The 22,449-nt window shown below is 63.7% G+C and carries 19 protein-coding genes and 1 tRNA gene; 3 read left to right on the top strand and 17 right to left on the bottom strand.

The genetic code is table 11. The features are described from left to right. The first annotated feature begins 97 nt into the window (after nucleotides 1-97). Nucleotides 98-1,036: an NUDIX domain-containing protein gene (locus BEP68_RS09975; RefSeq protein ID WP_187249858.1), complete on the top strand. Its 939-nt coding sequence runs from the start codon at nucleotides 98-100 to the stop codon at nucleotides 1,034-1,036. Nucleotides 1,037-1,236: 200 nt separating this feature from the next. Here the strand turns inward: BEP68_RS09975 and BEP68_RS09970 are convergent, their stop codons facing one another. From BEP68_RS09970 to BEP68_RS09945, 6 genes are read right to left on the bottom strand one after another with little or no spacing between them, the layout of a single operon-like run. Beyond that, on the bottom strand, nucleotides 1,237-2,691 hold the full coding sequence (locus BEP68_RS09970; protein WP_187249857.1) for an HNH endonuclease signature motif containing protein: 1,455 nt from the start codon (nucleotides 2,689-2,691) through the stop codon (nucleotides 1,237-1,239). Nucleotides 2,692-2,729: 38 nt separating this feature from the next. After that, complete coding sequence (locus BEP68_RS09965; protein WP_187249856.1) at nucleotides 2,730-3,116, bottom strand: RNA-binding S4 domain-containing protein; 387 nt, start codon at nucleotides 3,114-3,116, stop codon at nucleotides 2,730-2,732. Then, nucleotides 3,116-3,784, bottom strand: a complete 669-nt coding sequence (locus tag BEP68_RS09960; RefSeq protein ID WP_187249855.1) for a lysoplasmalogenase — start codon at nucleotides 3,782-3,784, stop codon at nucleotides 3,116-3,118. Before BEP68_RS09960 ends, BEP68_RS09965 begins: the two co-directional genes overlap by 1 nt. A 40-nt stretch (nucleotides 3,785-3,824) precedes the next feature. Continuing rightward, nucleotides 3,825-4,280 (bottom strand): hypothetical protein, encoded by a 456-nt coding sequence (locus tag BEP68_RS09955; protein ID WP_053096834.1) that lies wholly within the window; start codon nucleotides 4,278-4,280, stop codon nucleotides 3,825-3,827. Between the two features lie 20 nt (nucleotides 4,281-4,300). After that, complete coding sequence (locus tag BEP68_RS09950; protein WP_053096832.1) at nucleotides 4,301-4,498, bottom strand: hypothetical protein; 198 nt, start codon at nucleotides 4,496-4,498, stop codon at nucleotides 4,301-4,303. Beyond that, nucleotides 4,495-5,079 (bottom strand): GNAT family N-acetyltransferase, encoded by a 585-nt coding sequence (locus BEP68_RS09945; RefSeq protein ID WP_187249854.1) that lies wholly within the window; start codon nucleotides 5,077-5,079, stop codon nucleotides 4,495-4,497. The genes BEP68_RS09950 and BEP68_RS09945 overlap by 4 nt, the downstream gene beginning before the upstream one ends. A 118-nt stretch (nucleotides 5,080-5,197) precedes the next feature. Between BEP68_RS09945 and BEP68_RS09940 the strand changes: the two genes are divergently transcribed. After that, nucleotides 5,198-5,274 (top strand) — tRNA-Pro (locus tag BEP68_RS09940). Between the two features lie 243 nt (nucleotides 5,275-5,517). On the opposite strand, the gene BEP68_RS09935 is transcribed toward BEP68_RS09940, so the two are convergent. The 10 genes from BEP68_RS09935 to BEP68_RS09890 form a co-directional block, all read right to left on the bottom strand. Further along, nucleotides 5,518-7,464 carry a hypothetical protein gene (locus tag BEP68_RS09935; RefSeq protein ID WP_187249853.1) on the bottom strand — a complete coding sequence of 649 codons (1,947 nt, stop codon included), beginning with the start codon at nucleotides 7,462-7,464 and terminating at the stop codon, nucleotides 5,518-5,520. After that, entirely contained in the window at nucleotides 7,461-8,453 is a 993-nt protein-coding gene (locus tag BEP68_RS09930) for a tyrosine-type recombinase/integrase (RefSeq protein ID WP_187249852.1), read from the bottom strand. Before BEP68_RS09930 ends, BEP68_RS09935 begins: the two co-directional genes overlap by 4 nt. A 74-nt stretch (nucleotides 8,454-8,527) precedes the next feature. Beyond that, nucleotides 8,528-9,448 carry a hypothetical protein gene (locus BEP68_RS09925; protein WP_187249851.1) on the bottom strand — a complete coding sequence of 307 codons (921 nt, stop codon included), beginning with the start codon at nucleotides 9,446-9,448 and terminating at the stop codon, nucleotides 8,528-8,530. A 13-nt stretch (nucleotides 9,449-9,461) separates the two neighbouring features. Further along, nucleotides 9,462-9,779, bottom strand: coding sequence for a hypothetical protein (locus BEP68_RS09920; RefSeq protein WP_187249850.1), 318 nt, complete (start codon nucleotides 9,777-9,779; stop codon nucleotides 9,462-9,464). 762 nt (nucleotides 9,780-10,541) lie between these two features. After that, entirely contained in the window at nucleotides 10,542-10,919 is a 378-nt protein-coding gene (locus tag BEP68_RS09915) for a hypothetical protein (RefSeq protein WP_136042251.1), read from the bottom strand. Beyond that, nucleotides 10,916-11,932 carry a metallophosphoesterase gene (locus tag BEP68_RS09910; RefSeq protein ID WP_222839261.1) on the bottom strand — a complete coding sequence of 339 codons (1,017 nt, stop codon included), beginning with the start codon at nucleotides 11,930-11,932 and terminating at the stop codon, nucleotides 10,916-10,918. The genes BEP68_RS09915 and BEP68_RS09910 overlap by 4 nt, the downstream gene beginning before the upstream one ends. 242 nt (nucleotides 11,933-12,174) lie before the next feature. Beyond that, entirely contained in the window at nucleotides 12,175-13,665 is a 1,491-nt protein-coding gene (locus BEP68_RS09905) for a hypothetical protein (RefSeq protein ID WP_261987786.1), read from the bottom strand. Further along, entirely contained in the window at nucleotides 13,658-14,839 is a 1,182-nt protein-coding gene (locus BEP68_RS09900; protein WP_187249848.1) for a GIY-YIG nuclease family protein, read from the bottom strand. The genes BEP68_RS09905 and BEP68_RS09900 overlap by 8 nt, the downstream gene beginning before the upstream one ends. Beyond that, nucleotides 14,836-16,818, bottom strand: coding sequence for a DEAD/DEAH box helicase (locus BEP68_RS09895; protein WP_187249847.1), 1,983 nt, complete (start codon nucleotides 16,816-16,818; stop codon nucleotides 14,836-14,838). The genes BEP68_RS09900 and BEP68_RS09895 overlap by 4 nt, the downstream gene beginning before the upstream one ends. Further along, entirely contained in the window at nucleotides 16,815-19,514 is a 2,700-nt protein-coding gene (locus tag BEP68_RS09890; protein WP_187249846.1) for a DNA methyltransferase, read from the bottom strand. Before BEP68_RS09890 ends, BEP68_RS09895 begins: the two co-directional genes overlap by 4 nt. Before the next feature lie 499 nt (nucleotides 19,515-20,013). Between BEP68_RS09890 and BEP68_RS09885 the strand changes: the two genes are divergently transcribed. Beyond that, nucleotides 20,014-21,309 (top strand): hypothetical protein, encoded by a 1,296-nt coding sequence (locus BEP68_RS09885; RefSeq protein ID WP_187249845.1) that lies wholly within the window; start codon nucleotides 20,014-20,016, stop codon nucleotides 21,307-21,309. A 414-nt stretch (nucleotides 21,310-21,723) separates the two neighbouring features. Here the strand turns inward: BEP68_RS09885 and BEP68_RS09880 are convergent, their stop codons facing one another. Next, the gene (locus tag BEP68_RS09880) at nucleotides 21,724-22,293 is read right to left on the bottom strand and encodes a hypothetical protein (protein ID WP_187249844.1); all 570 of its coding nucleotides are present in this window, start codon (nucleotides 22,291-22,293) and stop codon (nucleotides 21,724-21,726) included. Nucleotides 22,294-22,449 lie beyond the last annotated feature (156 nt).

Here is a 22,449-nt window from a genome sequence, read left to right as displayed (position 1 = left end):
TCGACAGCTGTGCCCGCGCGATTCCGCGCGGGCACAGCTGTTCCCGCGTATGACCCCGGCGGATGCCGACAGCCGGATGCTGTGACAGGCTGAAGGGGTGACTGTCGTACCTCCCGCCGCAGGTGAACCCCGCCGCCCAGATGGGCCGCGAAACCCGGGCGACGCCTGGGTGATCGCCCCCTCGGGGGAGAAGTACTGGGGGCGCTTCGGCGCGGCTGGACTGCTCGCCGTCGATCCGGAATGCGGGATCCTTCTTCAGCACCGGGTGTCCTGGTCGCACTTCGGTGGGACATGGGGGTTGCCTGGCGGCGCCATGCACGAGGGCGAGAGCGCGATCGTGGGCGCAGTGCGCGAGGCGCAGGAAGAGGCCGGGGTTCCGGATGCGGCCGTGCGACCCCGGTTCACCAGCGTGCTCGATCTGGACGTGTGGTCGTACACGACCGTCATCGCCGATGTGGTGCGTCCGTTCGACCCCGTGATCAGTGACCCCGAGAGCGTGGCTCTCGAGTGGGTGCCCGTCGATGAGGTGGACGCACGGCCGTTGCACCCCGGTTTTGGTAGCGCCTGGCCTGCTCTGCGCACCCTGCTCGATGTGCGCCTGTCGCTCGTCGTCGACGCCGCCAACGTGGTCGGCTCTGTGCCGAACGGATGGTGGAGAGATCGTGCCGGTGCGACGGCTCGTCTTGCCTCGCGCCTCGACGGACTCGCTGTGCCCGCGGCTGACCTCGGGGTCGGGGGAGCGACCTGGTTCCCGGAGATCGCTCTCGTCGTCGAGGGACAGGCGCGCGGGATCGTGACTCCGTCGTCGGACGCCGATGCGGAGGTGCCCGAGCTGCTTCCCGCAGGTGGCGTCTCGATCGTCCGCGCCGACGGGAGCGGAGACGATGCGATTGTGGCTGAGGTGGAGCGTCGGACGCATGCTGGGCAGCATGTCGTGGTCATCTCGAGCGACCGCGAGCTGCAGAACCGCGTCGACGCAGCGGGCGCGGCGCAAGTGCGCTCGGCGGGCTGGCTGTTGAGCGTGCTCCCGCAATAGTCGGGGCCGCATTCGTGTCAGCGCGTGCTCCGCTTTCGTGATAGCGCGCGCTCCGCTTCGTGTTGGCTGTGCTGCCTCGCCCGAAGGTGGCTGCGCTCAGCGTGAGGGGTGTTGCGCTCAGCCTGAGGGGTGTTGCGCTCAGCGTGACGCGTGCTGCGCTCAGCGTGAGGATGCTGCGCTCAGCGTGACGTGTGATGCGCTCAGACGAACATCACTCTTCGTCGCGGTGGGTCGACATACTCGCGGCCGAGCGGACTCGTCCACGTGAGCGACCCGTCAGAAGTCTGGCGCGCCGTCCACCGATGCCGCTCATGGATGTCCGGATGCTTGAGCGAGTGGTGCGTCGTGCAGAAGTGGCTGAGATTGTCGACGCGCGTGCGTCCACCACGGGCGTGGTCGTGGTTGTGGTCGATCTCGCAACGATGCACCGGCATCCTGCATCCGGGAAACCTGCAGTGCTGATCGCGCGCTCTGAGGAACCGCCGCATCTGCTCTGTCGGGGAGTAGGAGTCGGTCTCCGTGACCAGTCCCTGCGCGTCGAGGAACAGACGCGCCCACCCGGTGCGATGTCCTGCGAGTCCCCGCGCGACGTCGGGATCGAGCGGCCCGTGTCCGTCGAGTTCAGCGGGACGATCGTCCTCCCCGGCGAGAGTGCTTGCAGCGACGGTGACCTGGATACGGGCGGAGATGTTCTCCAGCCCTGTGCCTGTAGCTTCGCTCGGATCGGCAGTGAGGAGCAGGTCAGCCAGCACATCGGCGCGCATCTGGTCGAATGTGCGAGCGTCGCCGGAGAGGTGCTCGATGTCAGGGCTCGAGGGGTCGGCCATCGGGTCGATCAATCCGGCAAGCGGGTCGGTGACGAACGTGCCGTCGGCGGCGATCACCGCTGTGTCGAAGTAGGACTCGTATCGGGGATCATCGGGCGAGAGGTCGTCGAGGTAGAGCGAGCCCTCCGGTTCGTCCAGCGGCTCGAGGATAGGCTCCTGCTCGTTGCGGGTGCGAGTGATGTGCCGGGCCATCTGCGTGAGTCGATCGGAGATCGCCACCGCGACCCACTCGGGCAGGATCGCCGTGAGGGCAGCAAGCCCGTCGCCGACGGACTTGACGGTGACACACCGTTCCGCGGCCGCTCGGCGATGCTGCTCGACGACGGTCTCGCCGACGAGAGCTGCCGCCACCTGACGTGCATGGGTCTTCGTTCTCGGTGCCGTGTCGTTCTCAGCGACCACCAGAACAGCAGCCTCGTAGAGGCTCATCGTCTCGGCGTCCACCCGCCCATCGCGGATGGCGTCGTCGACGATCTCGCTCGCACGCACGATCTCACGGACATGACGCACGCTGATCGACCCGACAGAGAAGGCGGCCTGCACGGCCGGGAGCGTGCGCGTCAGAGTGCGTGCATCGGTGAAGGCGTACTCGACCGAACCTTTCGGGATGTGACCGGCCGCGGAGTACTCTGCGACCATCGAGCGGTAGATCGCCTCGCGATGGTGCGGGCTCTCCGAGACGTCGCTGTCGTGCATGCCGATCCGCTCGACCAGCAGCGCGTAAGACTCGGCCTCGAGCGCAGCGATCTGGCGGCGCGTGGCGACCCATTCGTCGAGCAGGCGGCAGCGCTCCTCGAGATCGAGGTCGAAGTCGGTACGCCGGGTCATAGGTCCACATTAGAACCTATGTTCGACAGCATCCAGGCTCAACCCTGGAATATGCCGTCATCCTCGTATCCTCGCCCGCGCAGCTTGTCGATGTCGCGACGCTCACGCTTCGTCGGTCGCCCCGCCCCCCGATCACGCAGTCCGAGAGCCGCCTGCGGTTCGCGCTCCGGTGTGCGATCCTCATACGCCAGCGCAGCGAGAGGGGCGCCGACGCGCTTGACGAGCAGCTGACGCACGATGAGAATCCGATCGAATCCGGCGATCCGGATGCGCAGTTCGTCGCCGACGTGGATGTGCTGAGCAGCCTTCACTTTGACGCCGTTCACGCGCACATGCCCCGCACGGCATGCAGTGGTGGCGGCCGAGCGCGTCTTGTAGACGCGGATCGCCCAGAGCCAGCTGTCGACCCGTGCTGCATCCGCCATCAGATGTCTCGCTTTCTCAGTGCGATCAGGGTGCCGGCGATGATCAGACCCTGCCCGAGCGTGTAGGTGGCCATGATGGCGGGGCTGCTCCAGTCCGGCAGGGAACCGGGCAGGAAGAGCCGAAGAGCCAAGAGAGTGTCGCTGGCGAGGAAGAAGGCGCCGCCGATCGACACGAGCCCAGAGCATCGAGTGGCGGTGGCCGCTGTGCTCGCGAGGACGAGACCGTAGACAGCCACCGCGATCAGCAGCCCACCGGCGTGCGGACCGATGAACACCAGCATCGCCACCCACCACGCGGCGTAGACGAGCGCCCACCACGGCATCCGCCGCGCGGCGAGACGGCGGATGAAGAGCGCGATGTATGCCAGATGCGCGATGCCGAAGAACAGGAGCATCAGAGGCACTTCTGGCGCCGCGGGGAAGAACACCCCTGCGCTGTCGCCGAGCCACGAGAACAGGAGCGCCGCGATGGTCAACGCCAGCGCGGAGCGCTCCGCGGCGCGACCCACCGACACGAACACGGGCACGGCGAGCAAAGGCATGAGCAGGAGCTTCGTCGGCCCGGCTGCGGGGCTGCCCACGCTCAGCAGCGCCACGTGAGCCGCCGATGCCGCCGCATAGGGCAGAAAGGCCCAGAGAAGCGGGTCGGACGGACGGCGTCGCTGCATCTCACCATCGTAGGGCGGGATCGAACGCGGTCAGCCTCGCTCAGGATTCGACCGTGACCTGGGTGATCTGACCGTCGGCACCGAGGTGCACGGCGGGCCAGTAGCCCTCGGGGAAGTGCTGGCCGCAGGTGTCGATGAAATGGAGCACGACCGTGCCATCGGACGAAGCTTCGAGCGTCTCGAGGGTGAGGTCGGTCGCCGCGTCGTCGAGCTCGTGCTGCTCCGGGGCCGCATTGCTGAAGGCGGCGACGACCGCATCCGTCGCCAGTCGTCGCAGGACGCCGAGGGCGGCTATGGTCTGATGCACATGGGGGAGCAGTGCGGCAGCCTCATCGGCATCGGTGCCCTCGATCATGAGATCGAGAGGGGCGCCGGCGACGACCGTGCCGCCTGCATACCAGTCATGGGTCAGTACCGTTCCGTCGGACAGCTCGGTCGTGGCGCGCGTGAGGGTGCCCAGTTCGGGATCTTCGATGGTCGGGTTCTCGTCGCTCATGTCACCACGCTAGCGCTCGCTCACGGCCCGAGAGTCGAGCCGCGGGACTCGAGGTGCTCGCGCAGGATGCGAATGGCCTTGGGCCCGACTCCGTGGATGGCGAGCAGCGCCGTCTCGGACGCGCCGTCGAACTGGTCGAGACGGGTGAACCCGTGGAGCGCGAGCCCTCGTCGTGCGACCTTGCCCATGGACGCCGGTAGGTCCGTCTCTTCGTTCATGACGACAGATCCAGTGCGACCAGGGTTCGGCCGGGCTTCATCTCCGCGCGTTCTTCGAATCCCGCCGCCAGGAACGTGGCGAGCGTGCCGTGGAACAGATCGTTGGTGCGCTTCTTCTCGCCACGGGTGTCGACGGGGTACCCCTCGACCAGTCCGGCGCCGGAGCGTCGAGCGAGATCGACGGCGGCGCGCAGCAGCTCGAGGGTGATGCCCGAGCCGCGGTGTTCGCGACGGACCACGAAACACGTCACAGCCCATACCGACTCGTCATCCAAGGGTTGGGTTGATGCCGCCGCGATCATGCGCGTGCGTGGCACCCGCTGCTGCAGAGTTCGCGGCCCGATCCTGATCCACCCCGCGGCCTCGCCGTCGATGTATGCGATCAGACCAGGCGGAGGGCCCGCCTGGATCTCATCGCGCAACATCTCTGTGCGTTGCGGCGTGGTCGTCTCATTCCATTCCTTGTTGCTCAGCATCGGCCAGATGCACTGGCAGCTGGCACCGTCGCCGCCGCCCGTCAGCGCATGCTGAACGTCATCCCATCGGGCGCTGGTCGCCACCTCGGTCGTGATCGTCACCATGGATGCGACCGTACGCCGGGGCTCCGACACCCCGCAACGCCCGGCGCTCACCCGGTTCGCGGAGATCCGTCGAGTGGGGCTAAGATAGGGGAGTTGCCTGCGCGAGAGTGCAGAACAACGGGCTGTGGCGCAGCTTGGTAGCGCACTTGACTGGGGGTCAAGGGGTCGCAGGTTCAAATCCTGTCAGCCCGACCAGAGGGCTGTTGGCAATACTGATTGCAGAACAGCTAGAGAAAAGGGAAGGGCACCTGCTTCGAGCAGGTGCCCTTCCCTTTTCTGCGTCTGCGAGATCGGATTCGGGTTCAGATGGTCGAGTCCGAACGATTCTGGGGACGAAAACAAGAACGCGCCCGGTTTTCGGGCGCGTTCGATTGTCCTGGTGTAGCGGGGAGCGTGCCGGGCGTGCCGCCGGCGGGCGTCGTCAGTGAACGGAGCCGTTCAGGTGCGCATTGGTGTCAGCGCGAGCTGGTCCCGTTGGTCAGGCGGTGTGTTCGTCGGCGACGAGGCTCGACCGCCTCGAGGGATGCTGAGGTCGCCGTTGCCTGTGGTCTTCGTGTAGCGGTTGGCCCAGACGCGGTCGCGGCGGCGGATGGTGTGGACACGTGGAGTCGTGCGCGCTCGTTCGATCTCTTGGTCGCTGAGGAACGCCGCGATCTTCCGGATGTTGTGGGCCACGATGAGGAGTGTGACTAAGATCTGTGCGGCGGCGATTCCGCGGACGCGGCGGCGACCGGCGGTTTCGATGTCTGCGTCGCCTGATGCCTTGAGCTGATGGTTTCCGGACTCGACAGTGTTGCGGGCGTGGTCGTGAAAGGTCTCCCACTCTTCGGTGCCGTAGTCGAAAGCCTGCTGTGGGGCCTGCATCTCAGTGAGGTCGAACGCGGCCGAGTGCTTCTTGCAGATGGTGTCGAGGAACTCTTCTTCCAGCGTCTCGGGCTCGACCTCGGGGCGGGCCTTCTTGGCCGCGCTGAGCATCATCTCGCGGAGAGGACAGACGACGGTCGGACTGGGGCCGAGGGCTGGGCAGCGCAGCATCACCTTTCCGTCAGGCGTCTTCGCCTTGTCCTTGACGTGCAGCTGGAAGGCCTTCCGCTCTTCGATGCGGGCTCGATGCGTTGCGACGTCGATCACGTCGCCGAGACGATCCGGCGTGGCGTTCAGCAGGGGCTTTGGCGTGCTCGGGCAGTACGCGTCGCCTTCGACGAACAAGGCGCCGTGCTGGCCACCCTTGACTCCGACGCGGTCGGATCGGTAGTCCGTGGACGGAGTGAACCCGGTCTTCAACGCCGGCTTCAGGAGTCGGAAGGGCTTGGCGTTGGCCCAGTACTGCTTGTCCGCGTCGGCGACACCAGGGGCGAGGTCGAGCATCGCTGCGGCTTGAAGGAGGTGCGCGGCTTCTTCGGCGACCTCCATGTTCGGGATGCTGAGCGACGCGGCGACCACGAGGCTCGGGAACCTCTTTGAGCTGGGCTGCTCAGCGTCGACGCGAACGGCCAGGTTCGCCACCCATCCCCAGTCGTAGTCCGCCGACTTTCCGCGTTCAGGTGCGGTCTGGTCGACCTCGCCCTTCTGGTTGTCGACGCGCTCGGCTTTGCCGCTCTTGACGTGCCACCCGGCGAAGGCGTCCACGGGGCCAGGGGAGAGCTCGCCGAGGTTGGCGCTCCGCTCGGCCTTGACCTTGCTCGCGAGGTGCTTGCGGCTGTACCCCTTGGTCGTGGGGGTGCCGATGTAGGTCTGGTCGAAGGAGAGATCCAACTGCTTTGAGGCCCGACGCACATCTCGCGACTGGAGCATGAACGTCATGCGAATGAACAGTCGGGTGTACTCGTCCAGACGCGCCTTGTACTTCTCCGCGCGCTCCGCGTCGTGATTGCGAAGGATCTCCTGGATCTGAGTGTGGGTCTTGGCGGTGTAGAGCTCCTGCGGGAACGGGTCCATCAACGCCTTCATCCGGTGGAACGCGCGAATCGTGTTCGTGTACCAGCGCTTCGTCGAGGCGACATGGGTAGCGAAGCTCGTCGGCGTCTCGGGCAGGTCGAGGAGCTCACTGGACTTCGTTGAAAGCCTGTGCTGCAGCACGTACGCGGCCCGCCTGATGTGCAGAGGCGCCCCCTCCTGGGCAAGAAGGAGAAGCGCGGTGAGCAGCGCGCGGTATGAGATCCTCGCGGGTCGGCCGCCCATTCCGTCGCGGTTGGCATCCTCGGCGGCCCAGCGGTCGAACTGCTCGAGGATGCCGGACTGCCGCACGCGGGTTTCTGCCAAGGTCACAGTGGCGTCGTCGAACTGCTGAAGGTCGCGTCCGCGGCCGAGGACCTCACGCTCGGTGATACCGCATTCGTCGTTGTCGTCGAAGGCCCGGTAGTAGTCGATGTCGATGGAGGTCATCGGGTGACCTCCGCTCCGACGAGCTGGGCGGTGAAGTCAGCGACATTGAGAACGTTCGCGTGCTCGTAGTAGCGGACGAGGGTCGAGTAGTGCTCGAAGCCCGCCACCTCACGAAGAACGGGCAGCGGCACGTTGTTGTTGATGTGGTGCAGCAGCCATGCCGCGCGAAGCGCTGCCGGGGTAGGACGGACGGGCGCGGGATGGTCGGTGAGGAAAGACTGGATGATGCGGGGCGGGTACTCTGCGATCCACGGGCCACGGAACACCCGCGCACTGGCATCGACGCGGCCGTCGATGCTACGCAGCAGTACGCGAGCCCAGGCATGCCGCACGGGGACCCGTCGAGCCCTCTTGCCGACAACATCTACGAAGACGACATCACCGTCCCGGTGGATATCGCAGACGCGGACCTCGACGATCTCGGCCGCAGTCAGCCCGGCACCGCCGGCCAACCCAAGAAGCGCCTGAGCGTTCTGACGCTTCTTCACGGTGGTGAGCGAGTTCGCCCAGCTGTGCATCGAGGCGATCTGCTTCGTCGTGAACGGGGAGCGGACCATCCCGTGTGGTGCTGCGATGGCGACGAGATCGGCATCGGCGAGCTCGCGGCCGATCTTCACGAGCTGGCGAGACACGCCCCACCGGTGACCCTCGGAGCGGTTCTTGTGCACCGTCGCGAGGAACCGGTCGATGTTGCTCTGGGTGTAGACGCGAGGGATAGTCAGCTGGCTGCCTGTGCGCGCCCAGACCCACATGTGGAAGGAGGCGGACATCGTCATCAGGCGACGGGTCACATCGAACGAGTGCGGCAACATCAATGCGGCGGTCTCGACGGTGAAGGACCGTGTGGCCGCCCAGGCGCCAGCCATCGTCGCACTGTTCGGGCGGAATTTGACGATGATGGGCGCTGCCAGCTCGGGCAGCTGCGGGTTAGCGGCGAGCAGCTCTGCAGTCTCGGCGACGATGTCGCTGAGTCGGTGGTTTGAGTTCATGACCACCCTGTACGCGGCCAGTCGACAGAGTGTGCGTACGGCGTGTCGCACTACCCGACGCACAGCGCACCGACCTAGTCCAGAGAGCGTTCGACGTCGGACTTCGATGGCGGAAGCGGTGCCCTCGAAGGGAGGAACAGTCGAATCCGATCCAGCGCCGCGAGGTGCTCGAGTCCGGCGATGCGGAGCAGATCCCGCGGCGGTGTTCCGGACTGCAGGTGGGCAAGCAGCCAGGTGGTCCGCATCCGCGCTGGCCGAACATCCAGCTCTGTCGTGTGTCCGCGATGGAGGAAGTCGGTCACCTGCGCTGACCGCACACCAGTGCGTCCGACACGGAACACCCACTGGTCGTCGCCCAGTTCTCCTATCGCTGTGCGGAGTCCGGGTTGCCACGCGGGGAGCACCGGGACGAGCCGTGGTCGCCCCGACCAGACGAGGATGTGAATCTCGTCTCCGCGGATGTCGATGTCCCCGGTACGCACGGACAGCAGTTCCCGGGTCGCGAGTCCTGCTCCGAATCCCAGGGCAAGGAGGACGGCGGCGTCACGACGGCGGACAGTCGACCCCTGAGCGCCGGCCCAGCTCCGGAGGGCGGCGATCTCGGCTGCCGTGTATGGCGGGGTGGGATCGGACCGAGGGATAGGGAAGGGGGCCTCTGAGGGCGGGGTCACGGCGTCGACGATGGTGAGGAGGACGGACCGATAGGTGGCGCGGCTTCCGCGCGTGAAGGACGCCATTCCCCGGTGGACGTACTCTTCGACCACTCGACGCCGGAACATCCGCGCGACGTCGAGTTCCAGGCCCTTGGTCTGCCACGCCCAGAGCACGAACGCCGTCGCGACCGGATACAGCGAACGTGTCTCTCGACCGGTCCTGTGTGCGGTCTTTGTGACCGCGGCCGTCACTACCGGCGCGAGCGTGGTCCAGTACCGCGCCGCCTTCTTCGGCGCGAAGGTTCCGTTGCCCGCATCGTCTCCGTCGCCGGGATGAGTCATCGTCAGGCCGCTCCTACCGCGGCAGCGGTTTTCGTGCCACCTGGTTGATGCCCAACACCGTGGCGGACGCACGGCGAGTCAACAACACTCCGGGGATGTCGCGGTCGATGAGGAGAACCATTGGGGCGCCGACTCGGCAGGTCGCGACGGCGACCAGCGCGGCGGATTCGGGATCGAGCACCGCACGGACCCCTGTGCCCACCTCTACCGTGCGGGTGACCTGACGCTTGTTCATGTCGAGACGATAGGCGACACCGTCCTCCGTGGTCACGACGAAGACGCCGTCCATCTCGTCGAGCACCCGGTCCTGCGGCTCGTCGTCGATCTGCACGATGGCGCCTCCCTTCAGGTGCCAGCAACCCTACGAAGCCGTCGACGGCGACTCCGCCGACTCAGCGACACTGCCGCGTGCACTCGGCGTGGTCTGACAGCAGGGGCACACCGCGCATAGGTGCATTGGGCGAGCCGTCTCGCCCATGAAAGGACCCTGTGCGCGCGTCGACCCCTGCAGAACTTCACGCTGAAGCCGAACGACTACGACGGGCCGAGGGGCCCATCGATCCCGTGGCCGACCGGTTCGCCGCGGTCGTTACCCTGGTCCTCGACGACCAGGTCGTAGCTCAGCGTCGCGCCCTGAACTGGATCAGCTCACTCCACGCGTACGAAGATCACTGGCGAGAACTCGGCCGCGCGCCCCGCGAGAACACCCGGGCGAGGACGACCCTCACGGATGAGGAACGCCACCTCGGCGAGTGGGCTCGATACCAGCGTCGCTTCGAAGGCGGCCTAAACGCGTACCAGCGCGCTCGGCTCGATGTCTCACCCGCGTTCGAGTGGGACCCCCTGGACCGCGTGTGGAACGAAAGGTTCGAAGCATGCGAACGATTCGTCGCCGCCCACCGCACGCTCCCTCGACTACACGCGGCAGATCGAACGGAGTTCCTGCTCGCACGCTGGCTTGGCCGCCAACTGCTGAGACTACGAAGCGGTCGCCTGGAACAGGTTCGTGCTCATCAGCTGCACCGACTCCTCCGAGAAGCGCGACGAGATTAGCTAGGTCGCACCGTGTGGTCACTCGCCGCTGGAGGTCTCTTCATGAACTCCAAGACCACGCGTCGTGCGTCGCCTCGAGCAGTATCTCGTCGAGCCGACCGGCGAGCATTTTCTCAATAGCGGTGGGTTCGCCATGAGGGTAGGGCGTGTTCAACCACTGCGCCCATGTCCAGCGGCCCTGAGTCCCGGTCTGGAGAACGCGAAGAACGTTAGTCAGCCCTTCGATGACCCTGCCGTCGCGTAGCTGGAACGCAGGGAAGAGGTAGACGTCGTCGTCTGTGAGCAGCATTAGAAGTCGGAGCGTGTGTCCGGCTTCTACAACCTCGGCCTCTGTCCATCCGAGGGTGCGGGCCATGCTCGCCACTGTGTAGCAGGGGCCGATGATCCGAGCCCAGGGGTTCGGTTCATCTTCGGTCACTTCTCATCCTCTGGGTTTCGAGTGTGGCGCTGGCGGACGTCCTCGATGATGTCCTCGAGGCTGCGGAGTCCGTCGATGTAGTCCTGGGCATCACGAAGCGCTTGAGCCGAGGGCCTCAATCCGTCCAAGACTCCCGAGTGCAGGGACTTGGCCACGCTCTTCATCCGCTGCTCCCGCGCTTTACGAGAACCGTCGTCGTCGGCAAGTCCGCGGAGGATGGCCAGGCTCGGCGTCGCCATCCTGAGGTTCGTCATGTCGAGGATCCCGAGGTTCCACTCGTGACCTTCGCGCCCGAGACTCGCCACGCGACGACCATCTGAAGTCTGTCCGCCCGCCCCGACATGCAGGTGCCCATGAGCGAGGAGTTCGGGATGCACAGCATCCCAGACCTTGCTGACCCGCGCACGCGACGCCGCGGACGCCTCCAACGCCGCCTTCGGGAACCGATGCGGGTTCGTGCGGAGGATCTCACGGACAGGGCGGACAGGGGTGTTGGCTGGTGACTCGTGGGCGAGCATCAGGTCGGCGGGGCCGCCGGCGATGGCCTCGGCGACACTCTGGTCACTGATTGCCTCTTGCGGCCACCAGGTCAGCCCTTCGATCCTCGACTCGCGGTCGACAGAGGTGGCGCCACCCAGTGACAGCACGGAGCGCCCACCGATGGTGAGGCGCGCAGGCCGCGGGAGCAGCCACACGAGCTTGGAGACCCGCACGGCTTCGCCGGGGTACTTGTTCATGAGTGGGGTGATCTCACCCCACGGCTCATGATTCCCTCCGGTCACGTAGATGCCTGTGATGCCCGTCTCAGTGAGCGCCTCGTCGACCTCGTCCGGGGGCATCCACCAGTCGCCGAGCTGCAAGATAGTCGTCACGTCCGGCGCGAGGTGGGGGAGTGCCCTCGCCAGCATCCGGATCCAACCGACGTTGCCGTGAACATCCCCTAACACCGCGACTCGTTGATCTGGCAGCGTGACCTCTGCTGCGTGTTCCAAGGCATCCACGGCGTCTCCCATCTAGATAGCGACGCGATACATCCCTCTCGCGCGCACGATGACGACCAGCGTCACATGTGGGTGGAGTGCAAGCACAGAACCGCCGCTCAATCTGTCGTTGAGTCGGCGAATCGAGGACAGTTCCGACGTCTCCTAATCGCGCGTGTCATCGTCCTCTGCCGGAATCCAACACGGGGCGCGTTTCGGCAGTGCCTGCCTACGGCGTGAGGTCTGACGCCAACCCGGTCTCAGTGGAAGGGTGATCAGACCGTCGAAGCCGACTTCTTCGGAGAGGCGTCGATGATCACGACCTCCATGGCTTCCGGCTTGTTCAGCCCGAGGTCCAGAATCGCATCCTCGGTCTTCTCAATCTCCTTCGTCGTATACGCGATGACGACGAAGACCGCCGAGTCGGTGTCGTTTGCCTTCTTGTAGACTTCGACCTGGTTCTTCATGTTGCGCTTCAGGGAGCTACTCTTTGCGAGCTTGAACTCGATGAGGCTCTTGTCGAGCCCCTCCGAGATCTTGAAGTCGACCGCACCGCTACCGTTGTTGACTTCGCGATTGATGTCGAACCGGGACTCTTGAAGCAGGAGCCCGAAGAACAGCTGAACATCCTGCTCGCTGGAGAGGCCCTTGCTATCGCCCTTGTTGAGCAGACGCCAGCCACCCTTGTCCTCGACGTAGTGCTTGAAAGTCTCCACGGCTTGACGTGCCTCCTGAGCAGATGTCCAAGGCTTTTCGTAAAGGTCCGTCTTCTGAGCGATGTCGTGAGCGGTTCGTTGAACCTGGTCGCGCAGGAGCGCCTGTGTGTCGTCGACTTTCTCGCGGCTCTTGGAGACGGCCTCGTCTCCGGCGTCTTCCTTCAGTTTGATGTAACAGTCCACAAGGTCGGGGAAGTAGCGCAGGGCCAGCAGACGAGCCTCCCGCTGTTCCTTGTCAGAGGACTGCTTCGTCAGCCGCTGCGCCAGGTAGTTGTTCACGTCGGCCCGGAGCTGAGAGTTCTCCACGGCCTCGAGCACCGCGTCGAAGGAGCGTTCCATATCGGACCGGTTGATCCAGGTGTCGTCCTTGGTGAGGAGGTCGACTGGGGTCAGGATGACGAAGTCGCCGTCCGTGTAGGGAAGCTCGTATGACTGGGCGGCCCAGGTCTGAGTGTTGTAGTTGAACTTGGCACGCGCAACCGGAATTGTCTTCCGGTCCTCCTCGGCGAGGTGCTTCAGCGCGAAATCGCTCGTGTAGCGCAGCAGAAAGTGTTTGATCAGGTTTGTTGTGAGATCCGAGATCGTATCTCTGCCGACACCGTTACTGATGAGCGCGAGCTTCTCCATATGACTGGAGTCGGTGATTGGCTCACGACCGATGTCTCTGAGTAGCCCGCCGAGCGCATCGTGCAGGGCGACCGCGAACTTCTTCCCGAGACCATGTCCGGCGTTGCCGTCGACCGTGAAGCCGAGCCAGTTCTGCCGCACCTCGCTGAATGTGTACCAGCTCTTGGTGCGCCCGGGGGTGAGGGGCTCGTGTGCGTGGTCTCGCAGGAATCGAAGGTAGTCAACGATCTGTTCGTGCAGCGCTAGGGACTCTTCCTTGTCGCTGTTGAAGAGCAAGAACGGGTCGATGAAGACGGGGAGGTCGGTGACCACGGAGATGTCAAACGCGCCCCAGTCTTCGAGCACCTGTGGGGCGACATTGAAGCGGTCACTGAAGTAGATGCCGGCGGGGTCAGCGGTCCACGACGTCAGCGGGTTAGCCACGTTCAACCAATCGCTTTTGTGCTTGATCGTAGACGTAGTCCGTGATCTCGCCGGACATGATCATGGCGACGGCCTGGTTGATCACATCGCGAGGCGCGATGAACCATTCGGAGGGGTCGTATTCTTGACCGTTTCGGCCGATCTGCGTCAGGTCGAGACGAACATCGGCGAAGACCCGGTGCAGCAGTGCTTCCAATCCTGATGCCTTGAGGTTGTATACCCTGTAGTCGGCGACGATCTTGACCGGGGCCATGAGGTATGTCGGAGACCTGGATGCGCCCTTCACACGCTGCTCGACGCTCGTGGTCGAGAAGCCGATCTTGTGTAGGTCGTCGATGTTCGCGATGAGTGGGTCGGTGCTCATTGACTGCAGCACGTAGATGTGGCCGCTCTCGATGTCCGCGTCCAGAATATCGCTCTCATTGTGCCCTGTGCGCGCCAGCACCTGTCCCTGTGCCTCGTACATGCGCGTCATCAGACTCTGTTTGTACATAGCCGACTCGGTGCCATTCTCGAACACCACACGCAGTCGCTGCTTCTGCGTGCGCTTCCCGCCCACAACGAGGTCGACATCCTCACCGACCTCGGCGACGAAACACATCACACCATTGAGGACGAAGAACACACCCTCACGGATCAGGTCCATGCCCGTGAACGGCTTCAGCGCGTAAGTGTCATCCTTCAGCTCAGCGTGCTTCGCCTTGAAGAGCGGCTCGAACTGCTCGAACTCCGTCGCCTTCACGCGCTGCGCTACGGACTCGGCCGACTCCGGGCGCTTGACCACGGGCAGGTCCGACACGTCGAGGATTCCGGACTCGTCCCCCAGTAGCTCGTCGAGGTCGTTGCTCTCCAGCAGATCGTCAATGGACGTCGGTGCCGCCGGAGAATCCAGCAGGCCGAACTCGTCCAGGTGCCTAACCGCCTCGGCTTTGGCTTCATTCGCGAGGAAGCCATCCAGGCGCGCCCCGAGCTTGCGTTCGGCGATCTCGCGAGTCTGAGAACTGGGCACCCGGTCCTCGGCGCGCCGGAACTCGACGATCTCAAGGAATGCCCGCTCGAGGCGGTCCGACGGGGTGAGCTTCTTCGGTTTCTCCGGCGCTGCGAGCAGCTCATCGTCGAGGATATCGTCGAGGGTTAGCGGCGCTCCGGCTTCGAATGGTTCGTTCTCGCTCATTCGACCACCGTCTCCGTCGCCGCCTTCTCCGCCTTGCGCTGTGCCGCGAGCTTCTGCAGAAACAGCAGGGCTGCGGCCAACCGCTTCTCCGCCGGGTCATCGGAGCGGATGTCAGGGCTCTTGCCATGGACCTGCTTCCATGTCTTGATCTTCGGGAACAGCACCAGTGCCTCTTCTTCGGAGAACTCGATCTTTGTCGACGTGATGGTGTCCTGAATTAAGCGCAGCACCGAGGGGGTGACGGTTTTAGACAGCACCTCGAACGCTCGTTGGAACGGGTTCACCGAGTCGATGAGGTTGATGTTCAGCTCGTCGATGTTTACGAACTTCTCTGCCATCTTGATGATGCGCCTGTCGCCGACCTCCCGTACCTCGCCGTTCTTGATGACCGAGTCCACAACAACCTGTTGGCGCACCTCCTCGACCTGCTCCTCAGAGAGGTCCGGGTACTTCTCCCTGATGATCTTCGGGATCAGTACCTTGTTGGTCGTCTCGGCGTCGACTGAGCCGGCCGCGGCCCGGGCGAAGGTATCGTCCTGAAGAATTGTCGCCTTGAGATCGTTCAGGTCCGTCGCGACAATCTGCCTCACGCGGTCGCTCGAGGGCTCCTTGAAGCCCTTGATCTTCAATTCGCCCTTCTTCGCCGGCGCGTCGTCATCGAACTTCTTCGTCTTGAAGTTGAAGTTCGGCGCGAGCACCTGCTCCATGAGCAACGAGGCCGTGATGGCCTTCAATATGTTGTTCACCGACACCTTCACCTCGCCCTGCGACGCGTCCGGCTCGGCGATGAGGTTCGTGAACTGCGCGTGCGACTTGCCGGGACTGTCACGAGTCACGCGCCCGATGATCTGGATGACCTCGGTAAGTGACGCCCGGTAGCCGACTGTCAGCGCGTGCTCCGCGAAGGGCCAGTCGAAGCCTTCCTTCGCCATGCCCAGCGCGATGATGATGTCGACGCCGTCGCGGTCCTTCGACGCAGTGTGGGACAGGTAGTGCAGAGTGTCGCCGCGCTTCTTCTGGTCGGCGTCGTCGACAAGGTCCGCGACGCGCACGATTTCGCCGGTGTCCTGGCGGCGCACGCTGATGATCCCCGTGTCCGGGTCCGTCGACTCGACGTGGCCGATGACGTCGATGATGCGTCCGACTTCTTCGATCTTGTCTTTCGTGGACTCGCCGGAGTTCACGCTCGGGATGTGCACGATGGTCTTCTTGTCGAGGTCGAGCACTTCGTGGATCGCGTCGGTGTACCGGCCTTGGTAGAAGTGGTGTCCGATGCCCAGGGACCGCAGGTGCGCGTAGCCGTTGAGCTGGTCGTAATAGTTGAAGGTCACGGGTGTGAACTTCGCCTCATCCTCGGGAGATAGCACTGGCACCGAGTCGCCGCGGAAGTACGACCCGGTCATGGCCACGATGTGCACGTCTGAGCCATTCATGACGTCACGCAGTAGCGCGCCCAGACGTGACGTCTCCGTGTCGGCCGAGACGTGGTGGAACTCGTCAATCGCCAGCACCGTGCCGTTGAATGACTCCGGGGCCAACTTCTCGAACGCGAACCGCAGCGTCGCGTGAGTGCACACGAGGACGGCGTCGGGCCCTTCCAGGAATTCGATGAAGGCGTCGACCTTGCCTGCCGAGGAGCCCGGGTCGCAGAGGTTGTGCTTGTCCTTGACCTCCCAGTCGGCCCAGAAGCCGTATGTCGTCAGGCTGGTCGAGGCGAACGAGGCCCCGATTGAGCGCTCGGGCACGGCGACGATGACCTTCTTGCGGCCCTGGTTGTAGAGCTTGTCGAGTGCCACGAACATCAGCGCGCGGGACTTGCCTGATGCCGGCGGAGCCTTCACCAGCAGGTGCTGGGCATCGCGCTGCTCGAAGACGCGTTGCTGCATCTCGCGCATGCCGAGCTCGTCCGTGTTCACAGACGCCTTCGTCTGCGCGTATGTTACGTCGACCATGTTCACGGGCTTGTTGATCGAGTTCACTTAGCTGTCCTCCGTGTTTTCTTCGCGGACGTCTCGGCGGTCATGCGCTCGTAGAGCGCGAACAGATCCGACAGACGCTGCTCATCGAGCTCGTAGGGCCTCTTCGCATAGATCGAGTCGACCAGCGAGTCGACCGCCGCGTGGGCTTCGCGCAGGTCCTGCGGCATCTTGTCCGGGTCGTACAGCTCGGCGAGCGTCCGCTCGCAGTGGTACTCGCGGACATCGAGCACGCGTAGCGCCGCGATTGTGAGCTTTTCCTTCACCGTGTCTGAAAGTGGCGGGACCGGAAAGTTGTTGTAGATGATGGTGCCGGAGTATCGGTAGTCGGTCTTCATCTTGCCGCCTACAGCGCGCATCCAACACATGTGGGCACGGGAGGTGAGAAGAGCAAAGGTCCAAGGCTCGACGCCATATGCGGCGTTCGCCGAGTTTGAGATAACTGTGGAACCTGTTAAGTATCCGATTGGAATGTATTCGCGACGCTCCGACGAAGTCGCGGGGACGATGATTGATTCAATATCCCGGTGCGCCCAGAAGTAGAATCGATTCGGTACATTAGCCATCTCGCGGGTTGATTTTTCACTGCTCTTAGCCCGATGAGTCCGCACTGCGTCAAGGCGTCGTGCGATAGTCGGGTTTTGTGAAGCCTCGCGCACGCTCTCATCAGGGATGACGAGACACCACCGTGTCTTGCCATTGATAAACTCATCCGAGCCGCTGAATCCTCGAAAGTATTCGCTCGTCCACGGCGCCGATGCGACTAGTTCGTCCCTCTCCGCGTTGCTGAAGATGAGGTGGCCACCATCATTGGGCATGGAGCCGAACCCGAGCTTCGGTAGCGCGGGTGACAGCGGCGAACTACGCCGCCCGATCCAAATATCAGGGCCGTCTGAGAGATATGGGTTGATCCGTAGGGCGTCGATACGAATGTCGTCGGTAAATATGTACTTCGACTCTGAGCTAACATTTCGAATACCAAGCACGACGCACGTCACCCCCGCAGCGTTCTTTGCGTGATTAGACCATTTGAACGAGGTGTACGCGTAGCCGATTTCCAGATCAGAACCCAGAACCGTCGGCCAGAGCATCCCTACTTGCTCGCCTTGCGTGATGGAATTGGTTGTGACGAATGCCAGCCGCGCTCGAGTCCCACGGATATAGTCCGCACCTTTCACAACCCACGCAGAAACGTAGTCCAGGCTCCGAAAATTATCCGTAACCGTCGCGAGGTCACGCTTCTGTGCCGCGGACTGGTTGCGGCTTCCGAGGTACGGCGGGTTACCGAGAACGTACACTTCAGAGTCCTCCGAACGAGGGCAAACGACCTGCCAGTTGGCGAGGATCGCGTTGCCCGCCTTGATCTGCCCTGTCTCCTTCAGCGGGATCAGAGGAATCTCGACCCGGAACTTCTCGCGGAACTCCCGGTTCATCTGGTGCTTCGCGATCCAGAGTGAGAGGACCGCGACCTCGACGGCGAAGTCGTCGATCTCGATGCCGTAGAAGTTCTCGATGTTGATCTTCGAGTCGGCCCAGAGCACTTGGTGTGAGGAGCTCAGCTCGGCGAGCCGCTCGAGGATCGCGTGCTCGATCTTGCGTAGCTCTTTGTACGCGATGACGAGGAAGTTGCCCGATCCACAGGCGGGGTCGAACACTTTGATTCCCGCGATTCGGTCCAGCAGTCGGGCAAGTCGGCGCTCGCTGTCCTGAGCGTCATTAAGTTCCGCCTTTAGGGCGTCCAGGAACAGCGGCTCGATTGTCTTCAGGATGTTCGGCACTGAGGTGTAGTGCTGCCCCAGGTCGCTGCGTTTGCCGGGCGTGACGATGGCCTGGAACATCGAGCCGAAGATGTCGGGGTTGATGTCGCGCCAAATGAGCGTGCCCGAGGCGATGAGTTCCTCGCGCGCCTGCTTTGTGAAGCGGGGCACGGTCTGGTCATCGGTGACGGTGAACAGGCGACCGTTCACGTAGGGGAACTCGGCGAGGTGCGTCGGCTTGTCGTCGGGGTCGGCCGTGTCGAGGGCCTTGAAGAGGTCGGTGAGGAACTCTGCCATGTCTGAGCCGTCGGGCTGAGTCTGGGATCCGACGGCGGTCGTGAACTGATTGTTCGTGAAGATGCCGGTGTCTTCGGCGAAGAAGCAGAACAGGAGGCGTGTGAAGAAGATGTTCAGCGAGTGGCGGCCGTGCTCGTCGTCGAAGATCCCGGGGTTGGCGTTCAGCAGTTCGTCGAAGAGCTTGCCCATGCGTTCGGCGGCTTTGACGTCGGCGTGGGACTCTGCGACGTACTGTGCCTTCTCCATGCCGGCCCAGGGCAGGAAGAACGTGAAGTGTTGGTCGATCTCGCGGATGGGGAACCCGATGGTCTCGTTCGTCTTGCTGTCGTGCGCGACCACGTCGACGTAGTCGGTGACTATGACGAACCGGGTGCTGAAGCGGACGACAGCTGGCGACGCTTTGAGTTCTTCGAGGACCGTCAGTGGGTCGCCGTTCGTCTCCTTGAAGTACACGACGTTTTTCTGGGCGACCTCGGTGGCAAGGTCGAGGGCGACGTTCAGCGAGCCGTTGCGTAGCCGCGTGACGTTGCCCTGTGGCTTGCCGTAGGCGAGCAGAAGATCGAGGATGAACTCCCTGTCGTACGTCTCTCTGCGGGCCAGAGGAGCGACGCGCTCCTCGACTGCCTTGAGGCTGAGCCTCGCCATATAGATCTCCTACCCTCACATGTGCAGCGCCGAAGAGAACGGCAAGTCAGAGCGCGGTATGACTCTTCAATGAGGCAACGCGATACATCGGTCTCATCCTATCGGCGGGCTATGACACCGCTCGGCGGGCTATGACACCCCTTGTGTTCGTGAGCGCAGGTGCGAAGGCTTCGCATCCATGTTCCGGGCAAAGAATGTCAACTCGTGTTGTGCATCTGAGGGCTCGACAGCTACGCAAAGCGCTGCCGAGACCCGAAGCATCGAAGCTCGCAAGGCCCGCAAGCGTCGCTCCGGCGTAGAGCTCGGCGATCCCCGCGGATTCTCCGGCTAATGCTGCCAGCCGAGATTCGGCGTCGGTCAGTCGCCACCCGTGGGGTCGGCGCGAATCTCCAAGCGCCTTGGCGCAGGAAGTGCCAGCGCAGGCGGCTGGCCTCCGTGCTGCCTTCTATCGTCGGTCTGGTCCGGGCCGGTCCACCGTTGTGGCTAGGCTTCATCCACAATGTCTCCTGAGGTCGTCATCGCCATCCCTGTCGCCATCGCCGTCATCATCGCCGCGTGGCAGCTGTGGCGTTTCTCGCGGCGCTCCTCGTCGTCTCCGGCGTTGGTTGAAGCTGCACCGGCATTCCCGGAGAGCGGTGTGCTGGTGTCGGAGGAGTTGCTGCGAGCTGCGGGAACTGACCCGGAGGCCATCTGGGGAGCACTCGAAACCGCAGTTGCACCGATTGCCGTCGAGTACTTCCCGGTTACCGACGTCGAACTTTCGAAGCTGCGAACGGCGCCCGTCGTGAACGCGACAGCCCAGCAAGCCATGATCGATCTCATCAAGAAGGTCGATCCGAAGAGCCCTACGCTCTTTCGCGCCGTTCTTCCCGAAGGTGCGAAACTCGTCAAGGCCGCAGGGGCAGCCGGTTTCCGCGGTTTCTCGCGCACCGGCGGCAAGACCGCGCATGCCGTGTTGAAGCCTGTCGCGGTCGGTGGGGCGGTCGTCGCAGGATGGCCAGCGCTGGCCGTCGCAGGTACGGTGATGATGGTTGATATGGTCGCCCAGCGCGAGCAGCGTCTTCATCAACGGCGGGTGACGTCTCTCCTCAACCGCCAGGAGGAGCGTCACTATAGGACGCGTATCAGCGCGCAGCGCGTTGCAGATGACGCTCTATCGACGGCGATCAGCCTTATGCTCGACGGCCGCGAGCCAGCGATGGAGCTCGCGGTCGATAGCGCGAACATTGAGTTTCACCTCAGCCGGCTGTTTCTGGAGAAGTACGCCGGAGTTATCGACGCACTGGCAGATGACCAAGGCAAGGTCGACTACCGGAAGCTAGAGTTGGCACTCGGCGGCGCGGAGAAAGATATAGACAATTTCGTGCGCGAGTTCCACCTAGCGAGTGCAGCTGTCGCGATCAAGCGCAAAGCGCTGGTGGCTTACGCTGCATCTTTTGCACTAGCTGATCGTGAGAACCCCTACGCAGCCCTCCGCGAGGTGTTTAAGTCCCAGGCGAAGCAGTTGGAAGAGACCGAGGTGGCGCTCGCTCAGCTGAACTCGAACCTCGGCAATGTCGCACTCAAGGGGCGGTGGCATGACCGGATAGTGGATCGGGTTCGCAGTTCAGACAGATCCGTCGCCGCGCGCGAGGACCGGTTCCACGCAGAGTTTGCGGAATTGCCCAAGGCCGAGGGGGATGCTGAGTTGACCTTCATCATGACGCCTACCGGCGATTTGCTGCAGGTTCTTCCCGCTGAAGACGACTTGATGAAACTGGATTCGAGCGAGCCGCCGGTCTCTGGCGACCGGTGAAAAGAATGACCGACTAGATCAGAGAGGTCGCGAGACGTATGGAGGCGAACGTGTCCGGGGCCCTCATATATGCCAACGTGAACTACCTCACGCGAACTCAAGCAGCCGGTACGTAGACCAGTTCCCCGAAGTTGCGGACGCTACCGTTGCGCTGGCTCGGACCACACATGACCGATCCGGAGCGTTGTGGTTGGTGTCTATGGTGACGTCCATGTGGTGGCGCGGACTTTCTGCAGTTCTCAGATTTTTTTCGCCCGCTGCGGCCGAACTGGAACGGTCTTTTAGCGAAACGACAGGTGAAGTGCCTGGGCGCCACCGTGGTCTGCTGGGAGGTCTTTGGCGATCCTCGCGTATTGCTTCCTGCAGTGCGGGCGTGCAACTAGGGGCCCGCCCACGAGGCATCGGGGTCGACCACTATCCCGAGGCAGCCTGTTGGATCGCCGCGGCGAGTTCGTCGTAGCCGACGACCGCGGTGGCGAGCTGCTGTGCTCGCACCCAGGTGAGAGTTGACTGCCCGGTTGCATCGAGATCAACCCGCGAGAGCACGGCGAATCGCCAGTTCCCGATGTCGAGTTGGTTGAACTGCTCTCGCCCGGCGAGATTCACGGCGAGAACGTAAACATCGGCGTTGTAAGTCGACTCGACCGCGTATGTGTTTGTCAGAGGGTCGAGGAGCTTTCCGCGGAGACCTGAGAACGCGAGCGTGGACGGCTGGCGCTGTGCCCACCGCTGCACGAGTGCGCTGGACTTCACCTCAATGCGGATATCACCCCACAGCACATCGAACGCATCCCACTCGACGCGCACCGGCCGCTCGACCCCAGTGGCACGCCAAACAAGGTACTCGGCCAGCCACCCACGAACATTGTTCGTCGTCACGTCCGGCAGCGCGAACCGCCAGAAGTCAGAGACCGACGCGTCGACTCCGAGTAACCGCTCGCCACCGGTCAGCGGATCCAGAGGAGGAGGCTCGACCATCGTCATGCCGTGAGCCTACCGGCCGTTCTGAGCCACCGGGACTGGCCTCCGGGCGCCACCCGATTTCGAGGTGACAGGTCCGTGCGATGACGGCGAGTGCGGCGCTGTGCAGTGCGTCGGAGGCATGCAGGCGTGCTGCCGAACCGTATGCGCCAGTTTCAA

The sequence above is a fragment of the Microbacterium sp. 4-7 genome, from assembly GCF_014332665.1.
Lineage (GTDB): Bacteria > Actinomycetota > Actinomycetes > Actinomycetales > Microbacteriaceae > Microbacterium.
Note: the sequence above shows the minus strand (reverse complement) of the source record. Positions and strands in the feature narration are given on the sequence as shown.